The organism is Colwellia sp. MB3u-41, assembly GCF_014076845.1.
GTDB lineage: Bacteria > Pseudomonadota > Gammaproteobacteria > Enterobacterales > Alteromonadaceae > Colwellia_A.
The window spans coordinates 1-1258 of the sequence record NZ_JACGUT010000013.1; the positions used below are offsets into that span (position 1 = coordinate 1).

Below are 1258 nucleotides of genomic sequence, written 5' to 3' on the forward strand. Positions count from 1 at the left end.
GACATAAAATGCACATTAAAAAAACTCACAGCATTGCGACACACTAAACCGTGAATTTTGAGCCACAAATCAAAAGTGAATTTACCACTTACCTACTTTGGCGAAAAACTATTTAACCAAAAACTTAAATAGATTTAATTACACGTAAATAACCAAGATAAAGAAAAGGCAACTACCACAATTACATTTAATCGAATTCGCAATGCCGCATAACGCCCTATTAAGCGGCGCGAAATTGTTGGCTAAAATTGCGAGGAACGAAGCTAGCCAACTGTTTAGCGTCCGTTTGAATAGCTTGTTATGTATCTGTTTCGTCGGAATTTTTGTTTATTTTACCTTGTTCCATTTGTGCTATTTTATCATTTAGCTCATTAAGAGATTTTTGAATATCCATTAATACTGGATTAGATTTAGAGTGATTTCTAATTTCTTCTTCACGAAACCCGAGTCTAGAATCTAAGTAACCAATCAACAAAGAAGCCAACACAAAAATTACCAGAATAACAGGGATTGCAACCAATGGACTATTAAATACAAACTCCTTTACTGGGTTATCGCCTAGAGATTCGATAGTAACAAAAATTATAAGCAAAAACTGTATATAGCCCATATACATTTTTGACCGATCTATATAGACCTTCCAGCGAATCAGAGACTTTTTATTAAACCGAGAACTCAAGACAACTCCTAGATACATAACGCCCCATTAAGAGGCAAATAATAGTTGGCTAAAATAAGCGACGAAGGAGCAAATAGCCAACTGTTATTTGTCCTGCTTGAATGGCTTGTTATACGCAAATACCACCTAACGTTATCTATTTTGTTAACGTACACTCTTTTTTTATATTACCATCTGGATCTATGCAAGTAGCTACATCCTGCTTAGCACATGAATTATAAGTCTCGGGAGAAATATTTCTGTGGGCACCTTGTACTACTACGTTAAACAAACCAACAAAAATATCGCTAATAAAATTAGAGCTCCAAGAGCTTTCTTTATCGTGCTCACTATAAGTAGAGCCGGAAGTAAAATTGCAACCAGCCTCTTTGGCACCACGAGAGGAACAACCTGAAGTTACCAAAATTAAAATAAAAACAAACGTAGATTTAAATGACATTGATCATCCTTGCGTATAACGCCCTACTAAGCGGCTAAAAATAGTTGGCTATAATTTGCGAGGTACGAGCACAGCCAACTGTTTGTGTCCGTCTTGAGTTGCTTGTTAGTTGCCTTTTTTACGATATTTAACAATACCAT

General features: G+C 35.8%; 2 protein-coding genes. Both read right to left on the minus strand.

All coding sequences use genetic code 11. The features are described 5' to 3' along the window. Positions 1-298: 298 nt before the first annotated feature. On the minus strand, positions 299-679 hold the full coding sequence (locus H4J73_RS01135) for a hypothetical protein (RefSeq protein ID WP_182176745.1): 381 nt from the start codon (positions 677-679) through the stop codon (positions 299-301). A 136-nt stretch (positions 680-815) separates the two neighbouring features. Continuing rightward, positions 816-1118 (minus strand): hypothetical protein, encoded by a 303-nt coding sequence (locus H4J73_RS01140; RefSeq protein WP_182223090.1) that lies wholly within the window; start codon positions 1116-1118, stop codon positions 816-818. Positions 1119-1258: the final 140 nt, after the last annotated feature.

What these genes read in the sequence shown, in the direction of transcription:
- H4J73_RS01140 (WP_182223090.1), bottom strand. Translation starts at nt 1,118, where the DNA reads ATGTCATTTAAATCTACGTTTGTTTTTATTTTAATTTTGGTAACTTCA.